Source organism: Escherichia albertii NBRC 107761 = DSM 17582 (genome assembly GCF_000759775.1).
In the GTDB taxonomy this organism is placed as follows: domain Bacteria; phylum Pseudomonadota; class Gammaproteobacteria; order Enterobacterales; family Enterobacteriaceae; genus Escherichia; species Escherichia albertii.
Map to the genome: position 1 here is coordinate 40,263 of NZ_BBMY01000023.1, position 7,554 is coordinate 47,816.

Sequence of the window (7,554 nt, forward strand, 5' to 3'; positions counted from 1 at the left end):
CAAACTGCATCAAGATGGCAAGAAAATGAGTCCCGATGGGCTTACTGTAGCGCAGTCAATGCAGAGACAAATTGAAGGATGAAGAGTATGGGTTCCACCTCGTCGCTATATGCCGCTATTGATCTCGGTTCGAATAGTTTTCATATGCTGGTTGTGCGCGAGGTGGCTGGCAGTATCCAGACGCTGACGCGAATAAAACGCAAAGTGCGTCTGGCTGCTGGCCTGAACAGCGAAAATGCCCTCTCTAATGAAGCAATGGAGCGCGGCTGGCAATGTCTGCGCCTGTTTGCTGAACGTCTGCAAGATATCCCACCCTCGCAAATTCGCGTTGTCGCCACGGCGACGTTACGTCTTGCCGTCAATGCCTGTGATTTTATCGCTACAGCACAGGAAATCCTCGGTTGTCCGGTACAAGTTATCAGCGGTGAGGAGGAAGCTCGCCTGATTTATCAGGGTGTTGCTCATACCACTGGCGGTGCCGATCAGCGACTGGTGGTTGATATCGGTGGAGCCAGTACCGAACTGGTAACCGGCACAGGTGCGCAAACCACCGCCTTGTTCAGCCTGTCGATGGGCTGCGTTACCTGGCTGGAACGTTATTTTGCTAATCGTCATCTGGGACAAGAAAACTTTGTCGCTGCCGAGCAAGCCGCGCGCGAAGTGTTACGTCCGGTTGCGGATGAATTGCGGCATCACGGCTGGAAAGTGTGCGTTGGCGCTTCCGGCACCGTGCAGGCCTTGCAAGAAATCATGATGGCGCAGGGGATGGATGAACGCATTACCCTGGAGAAATTGCAGCAACTGAAACAGCGCGCCATTCATTGCGGTCGTCTGGAAGAACTGGAGATTGATGGGTTAACGCTGGAGCGCGCGTTAGTCTTCCCAAGTGGTCTGGCGATTCTCATCGCCATTTTTACCGAGTTGAATATTCAGTGTATGACGCTGGCGGGCGGAGCGCTACGTGAAGGCCTGGTCTACGGTATGTTGCATCTGGCCGTCGAACAGGATATTCGCAGCCGTACACTGCGTAATATTCAACGTCGCTTTATGATTGATATCGATCAAGCGCAGCGAGTAGCTAAGGTTGCCGCTAACTTCTTCGAAAAAGTAGAAAATGAGTGGCATCTGGAAGCAATTAGCCGCGATTTGCTGATCAGCGCCTGTCAGCTTCATGAAATTGGTCTGAGCGTCGATTTCAAGCAAGCGCCGCAACATGCCGCTTATTTGGTACGTAATCTGGATCTTCCAGGGTTTACTCCCGCACAGAAAAAACTGCTGGCGACACTGTTGCTCAACCAGACTAACCCTATCGATCTCTCGTCTCTTCATCAGCAAAATGCCGTACCGCCGCGCGTCGCAGAACAACTCTGCCGTTTACTACGTCTGGCAATTATTTTTGCCAGCCGTCGCCGTGATGATTTAGTGCCGGAAATTAAATTACAGGCCAACCATGAACAGTTAACGTTAACGCTTCCGCAAGGTTGGCTGGAGCAGCATCCGCTGGGCAAAGAGATTATTGATCAAGAAAGCCAGTGGCAGAGCTACGTCCACTGGCCGTTGGAAGTGCATTAACGTGTAAGGTGCCGGATACGATGCTGACATCTTATCCGGCGTTTCCAGGGAGTGATTATTTCCCTCGTTTTGCCGCCATCATCGCTTTCAGATTTGCCAGATGGCTTTGTCCTTTCTGCATCCGTTCTTCGGCGCTGATCACTTTACGCTCCTGTTCCCAAATCAGATCATCCTGCGGCAACTCCAGCAGGAAACGGCTCGGCTCCGGGCGCACCAGTTCGCCATACTGGCGTCGCTCTTTACACAGCGTAAAGGTCAATTCCTTCTGAGCGCGAGTGATACCGACATAGGCTAACCGCCGCTCCTCATCAATATTATCTTCATCAATGCTGCTTTGGTGCGGTAGAAATCCTTCTTCCATACCGACCATGTAAACATAAGGAAACTCCAGTCCTTTTGACGCGTGCAGGGTCATCAGTTGCACCTGATCCAGCTCTTCTTCACTCTCACCACGCTCCATCATGTCGCGCAGAGTAAAGCGCGTTACCACTTGAGTGAGGGTCATCGGCTCATCCAGTTCACTGCCTTCCAGCATCTCCGTCATCCAGCTAAATAACTGGTTAACGTTCTTCATGCGCATTTCGGCGGCTTTCGGGCTGGGCGATGTTTCGTACAGCCAGGATTCATAATCCATGCCGTGGATCAGATCGCGCACCGCGGCAATCGGCTCCCGCTCTGCCAGACGCTGGATTTCCGCCAGCCAGTGGGTAAAACGTGTCAACGCCTCATAACCGCGTCCACTAAGCGTCTGACTCAGCCCCATATCAAAACTGGCGGTGAACAAGCTTTTATTACGCGTCATCGCCCACTCGCCCAGTTTTTTCAGCGTCGCCGGACCAATCTCCCGTTTCGGTGTATTGACGATACGCAGAAATGCGCTGTCATCGTCTGGATTGGTTAACACGCGCAGATAAGCCAGCAAATCTTTGATTTCCGGGCGAGAGAAGAATGAAGTGCCGCCGGATATTTTGTACGGGATGCGGTTTTGCATCAGGAATTTTTCAAACACCCGCGACTGATGGTTACCGCGATAGAGAATGGCGTAATCTTTGTACTGTGTTTTGTTGACGAAGTGATGCGCTATCAGCTCGCCAGTAACGCGCTCGGCTTCATGTTCTTCGTTATTCGCACTTAATACTTTTAGCTCCGCACCGTAGCCCAGTTCGGAGAACAGACGCTTTTCAAAGACGTGCGGGTTATTGGCGATCAGGATGTTCGCCGCTTTCAAAATACGCCCGGAAGAACGGTAGTTCTGTTCGAGTTTAATCACCTTCAACGCCGGGAAATCCTGACTCAACAGCACCAGGTTTTGCGGACGGGCGCCGCGCCAGGAGTAGATCGACTGGTCATCGTCTCCCACCACGGTAAAGCGCGCACGACTCCCCACCAGCAGTTTCACCAGCTCATACTGACTGGTGTTGGTATCCTGATACTCATCCACCAACAGATAACGAATTTTATTCTGCCAACGTTCGCGGACTTCTTCATTGCGTTGTAGCAGCAACGTCGGCAATAAAATCAGATCGTCGAAGTCGAGAACGTTGCACGCTTTCAGGTGCGCATCATACAGCCCATAACAATGGGCAAAAATACGATCCCGCTCGCCTTTTGCCTCTGCCGCCGCCTGCGCCGGAGTTTTAAGATCGTTCTTCCAGTTAGAGATGGTCGAAATTAGCTGTTGCAGGAGAACTTTGTCATCTTCAATCAGCCCCTCAGTCAACTCTTTGAGCAACGCCAGCTGATCGGTGTCGTCAAACAGCGAAAAGTTCGCTTTCATCCCCAACGCAGCATACTCACGTTTGATGATATCCAGCCCCAACGTATGGAAAGTGGAGATCATCAACCCACGCGCCTCTTTGCGCCCCAGCGTCTGGCCGACACGCTCTTTCATTTCACGCGCCGCTTTATTGGTAAAGGTCACCGCCGCAATGTGCCGCGCCTGATAACCGCAATCGCGGATCAGATGGGCGATTTTATTGGTAATAACACGAGTTTTACCGGAACCCGCGCCCGCCAGTACCAGGCAGGGGCCGGTAACGAATTCGACAGCTTGTTGTTGGCCGGGGTTTAGACGCATAGAAAAATCGCTCAATGAAAGTCGGGAGGGGAAAATAACAGCGTGGTAGTATAGCCAGCCTCATCCTTACCACTCAAGGCACGATCATGGCAAAAACAGCGGCAGCACTGCATATCCTTGTAAAAGAAGAGAAACTGGCTCTGGAACTTCTGGAGCAGATTAAGAACGGCGCTGATTTCGGCAAGCTGGCGAAGAAACACTCCATTTGCCCGTCAGGCAAACGCGGCGGTGATTTAGGTGAATTCCGTCAGGGTCAAATGGTTCCGGCATTCGATAAAGTGGTTTTCTCCTGCCCGGTGCTGGAGCCAACCGGACCGCTGCATACCCAATTCGGTTACCACATCATTAAGGTGCTGTACCGTAACTAACAAAAAACCCGGTGCTTCTGAACACCGGGTTTTTGCCTGATGGCGCTGCGCTTATCAGGCCTACGAATCGTGCTCTTTTTGTAGGCCGGATAAGGCGTTTACGCCGCCATCCGGCACTGCATGTGGCAGCTTATCCTGCAACCGCAATACGTTTCATATCCGTCATATACCCGCGCAGTTTCTTACCTACCTGCTCAATCGCATGACCACGAATCGCGTCATTCACATCACGCAGTTGCGCGTTATCTACCGCCCCTTCCGGGATAGCTTTACCCAGATCGCCTGGCTGCAATTCTGCCATAAACGGTTTCAGCAGCGGCACACAAGCATATGAGAACAGATAGTTTCCGTACTCGGCGGTATCCGAGATAACCACGTTCATTTCATACAGACGCTTACGGGCAATGGTGTTAGCAATCAGCGGCAGTTCGTGCAGTGATTCGTAGTAAGCCGACTCTTCGATGATGCCGGAAGCCACCATCGTTTCGAACGCCAGCTCAACGCCCGCTTTCACCATCGCGATCATCAGTACGCCTTTATCGAAGTACTCCTGCTCGCCGATTTTGCCTTCATACTGCGGCGCGGTTTCGAACGCGGTTTTGCCGGTCTCTTCACGCCAGGTCAGCAGTTTCTTATCGTCATTGGCCCAGTCCGCCATCATGCCGGAGGAAAATTCGCCAGAGATAATGTCGTCCATATGTTTCTGGAACAGCGGCGCCATGATCTCTTTCAGTTGTTCAGACAGCGCGTAAGCACGCAATTTCGCCGGGTTAGAGAGACGGTCCATCATCAGGGTGATGCCGCCCTGTTTCAGCGCTTCGGTGATGGTTTCCCAACCGAACTGAATCAGTTTTTCGGCATATGCCGGATCGGTGCCTTCTTCCACCAGCTTGTCGAAGCACAGCAGAGAACCCGCCTGCAACATACCGCACAGGATGGTTTGCTCGCCCATCAGGTCAGATTTCACTTCCGCCACGAAGGAAGACTCCAGCACGCCAGCACGATGACCGCCAGTTGCGGCCGCCCACGCTTTAGCGATCGCCATTCCTTCGCCTTTCGGATCGTTTTCCGGGTGAACGGCAATCAGCGTCGGTACACCGAATCCACGTTTGTACTCTTCACGCACTTCGGTGCCCGGGCATTTCGGCGCAACCATCACCACTGTGATATCTTTACGGATCTGCTCGCCCACTTCCACGATGTTGAAACCGTGCGAATAGCCCAGCGCCGCGCCATCTTTCATCAGCGGCTGTACAGCGCGCACCACGTCGGAGTGCTGCTTGTCTGGCGTCAGGTTAACCACCAAATCCGCCTGCGGGATCAGCTCTTCATAAGTGCCAACCTTAAAACCATTTTCAGTCGCTTTACGCCACGACGCGCGTTTCTCAGCAATTGCTTCTTTACGCAGAGCGTAGGAGATATCGAGACCAGAATCACGCATGTTCAGCCCCTGGTTCAGGCCCTGTGCGCCACAGCCAACGATGACCACTTTTTTACCCTGAAGGTAGCTCGCGCCATCGGCGAATTCGTCGCGCCCCATAAAGCGACATTTGCCCAACTGTGCCAGCTGCTGGCGCAGATTCAGTGTATTGAAGTAGTTAGCCATGGTGATTCCTCGTGATGTTGTGCTTGTTATTGTTCGGTTCGCGTTGGCGAGATTGAATTCACTATATGACAGGAAATTTATTGCGGAAATTGATATATTCACAACATCACATTGCAATTTCTGCAACGTCAACATTGAGGGCTGCGCCATTGGATTTACGCGATCTGAAAACCTTCCTGCATCTGGCGGAAAGCCGCCATTTTGGCCGCAGTGCGCGAGCAATGCACGTCAGCCCGTCCACGCTCTCCCGGCAGATTCAACGCCTGGAAGAAGACTTAGGCCAGCCGCTATTTGTGCGTGATAACCGGACAGTGACGCTGACCGAAGCAGGGGAAGAACTGCGCGTTTTCGCCCAACAAACGCTATTGCAGTATCAACAACTGCGCCACACCATCGATCAGCAAGGGCCGTCGCTCTCTGGCGAGCTACATATTTTCTGCTCGGTGACTGCCGCTTACAGCCATCTGCCACCGATTCTCGACCGCTTCCGCGCCGAGCACCCATCGGTGGAGATTAAGCTCACTACCGGAGATGCGGCGGATGCAATGGAAAAGGTGGTCACGGGCGAAGCAGATTTGGCGATTGCCGGTAAGCCAGAGACATTGCCCGGCGCGGTGGCATTTTCGATGCTGGAGAATCTGGCGGTGGTGTTGATTGCGCCTGCGCTGCCCTGCCCGGTGCGTAACCAGGTATCCGTTGAAAAGCCCGACTGGTCAACGGTGCCGTTTATCATGGCCGATCAGGGACCGGTACGCCGCCGCATCGAATTATGGTTTCGACGCAACAAAATCAGCAACCCGCTGATTTACGCCACAGTCGGCGGACATGAAGCGATGGTATCGATGGTGGCGCTCGGCTGTGGCGTGGCGCTGCTGCCGGAAGTGGTGCTGGAAAACAGCCCGGAACCGGTGCGTAACCGCGTGATGATTCTGGAGCGCAGCGATGAGAAAACACCTTTTGAACTGGGCGTCTGTGCGCAGAAAAAGCGGCTGCATGAGCCGCTGATTGAGGCGTTCTGGAAAATTTTGCCGAATTAGTTTTACGGCCCCACCATTACCCTGACGGGCTTACCAATACGGCTAAGCATATTCACCAGAGCATCGATGGTGAATTTGCTGTATTTCTTGTTGACGACATCCGACACTCGTGGTCGGGATATATGTAAAACGGTTGCCACCTCGGCTTGCTTCGTCTGGTTTTGCGTAATCCAGAGGGTAATTTCTTCCATCAGTTGTTCTTTGATCGCTAAGGTGTTTTCGATTTCACGCAGGGAATCAGCGTAAAGTTTTTCGGCGTCCTGCTTATCAAACCCCAAATCAGCAAAAACATTACCGCCAGATGGCGTCACATGGCGAATATCACTATCAGTTTTGGCAATCACAGGCTATTTCTCCGTTGTTGCACCACCCGGTTATAACGCGTTCTGGCGATGTTTTTATCATGTTGACTGGTTTGTTGCGTCTGTTTTTGGAAATGGTTTCTGCCCATCGGATTTCTTTTTCATTGGGGAGAGCTTGGGTGAGTAACATAACATCCTTGTGTATAAAATTTTATACATCTATTTTAACAGGTGCAAGTGATAGCGGAGTTGACGATAGGGTGAGCAGAATTTCACCACAAGCAGGTCGAGCGCCTTCTGGAAAACGTCTCGCAAAATTGAATGACTGGATGCTCCGGAAACGACCTGTTTTCGGGCAGAAAAGCGCAATAAACTGGGGGAAGATGGTATCCGGATATTAGAGGGCAACTTAATGACAATAAGGAAGTGGATATTATTTCTGGTTTTGGCGGTAAGTTGCAGCGTGCAAGCCAAACCAAAAGGAATCACCGTTCAGGATGTGAAGTACCTGGCGCTGAAGGAGTGTTTAACGTCTCATTATCGCGAACGCACGCCAGCGGATGCCTTTTTCGCCCCAGGTCATGACCACTCA

General features: G+C 52.2%; 6 protein-coding genes and 2 pseudogenes. 4 read left to right on the forward strand and 4 right to left on the reverse strand.

Annotated features, from left to right (window positions below; all coding sequences use genetic code 11):
- Window positions 1-87: 87 nt before the first annotated feature.
- Complete coding sequence (gppA, locus tag EA14781_RS06610) at window positions 88-1,572, forward strand: guanosine-5'-triphosphate,3'-diphosphate diphosphatase (RefSeq protein WP_002460487.1); 1,485 nt, start codon at window positions 88-90, stop codon at window positions 1,570-1,572.
- Between the two features lie 55 nt (window positions 1,573-1,627).
- On the opposite strand, the gene rep is transcribed toward gppA, so the two are convergent.
- Window positions 1,628-3,649 carry a DNA helicase Rep gene (gene rep, locus EA14781_RS06615; RefSeq protein ID WP_001238847.1) on the reverse strand — a complete coding sequence of 674 codons (2,022 nt, stop codon included), beginning with the start codon at window positions 3,647-3,649 and terminating at the stop codon, window positions 1,628-1,630.
- 86 nt (window positions 3,650-3,735) lie between these two features.
- On the opposite strand from rep, the gene ppiC reads away from it, so the two are divergent.
- Window positions 3,736-4,017 (forward strand): peptidylprolyl isomerase PpiC, encoded by a 282-nt coding sequence (ppiC, locus tag EA14781_RS06620; RefSeq protein WP_001140258.1) that lies wholly within the window; start codon window positions 3,736-3,738, stop codon window positions 4,015-4,017.
- Between the two features lie 130 nt (window positions 4,018-4,147).
- Here ppiC and ilvC read toward each other — a convergent pair whose 3' ends face one another.
- Window positions 4,148-5,623, reverse strand: a complete 1,476-nt coding sequence (ilvC, locus tag EA14781_RS06625) for a ketol-acid reductoisomerase (RefSeq protein ID WP_002460484.1) — start codon at window positions 5,621-5,623, stop codon at window positions 4,148-4,150.
- 149 nt (window positions 5,624-5,772) lie between these two features.
- Between ilvC and ilvY the strand changes: the two genes are divergently transcribed.
- Complete coding sequence (gene ilvY, locus EA14781_RS06630) at window positions 5,773-6,660, forward strand: HTH-type transcriptional activator IlvY (protein ID WP_000365782.1); 888 nt, start codon at window positions 5,773-5,775, stop codon at window positions 6,658-6,660.
- A 2-nt stretch (window positions 6,661-6,662) separates the two neighbouring features.
- Here the strand turns inward: ilvY and EA14781_RS06635 are convergent, their stop codons facing one another.
- Both EA14781_RS06635 and EA14781_RS24700 read right to left on the reverse strand, forming a co-directional pair.
- Window positions 6,663-7,004: a helix-turn-helix domain-containing protein gene (locus EA14781_RS06635; protein WP_000560823.1), complete on the reverse strand. Its 342-nt coding sequence runs from the start codon at window positions 7,002-7,004 to the stop codon at window positions 6,663-6,665.
- Window positions 7,001-7,096: pseudogene (locus EA14781_RS24700) on the reverse strand (type II toxin-antitoxin system RelE/ParE family toxin); the annotation flags it as partial. The pseudogene EA14781_RS24700 and the gene EA14781_RS06635, both read right to left, overlap by 4 nt.
- Before the next feature lie 278 nt (window positions 7,097-7,374).
- Here EA14781_RS24700 and EA14781_RS25640 point away from each other — a divergent pair.
- Window positions 7,375-7,554 (forward strand): annotated as a pseudogene (locus EA14781_RS25640) (hypothetical protein); the annotation flags it as partial.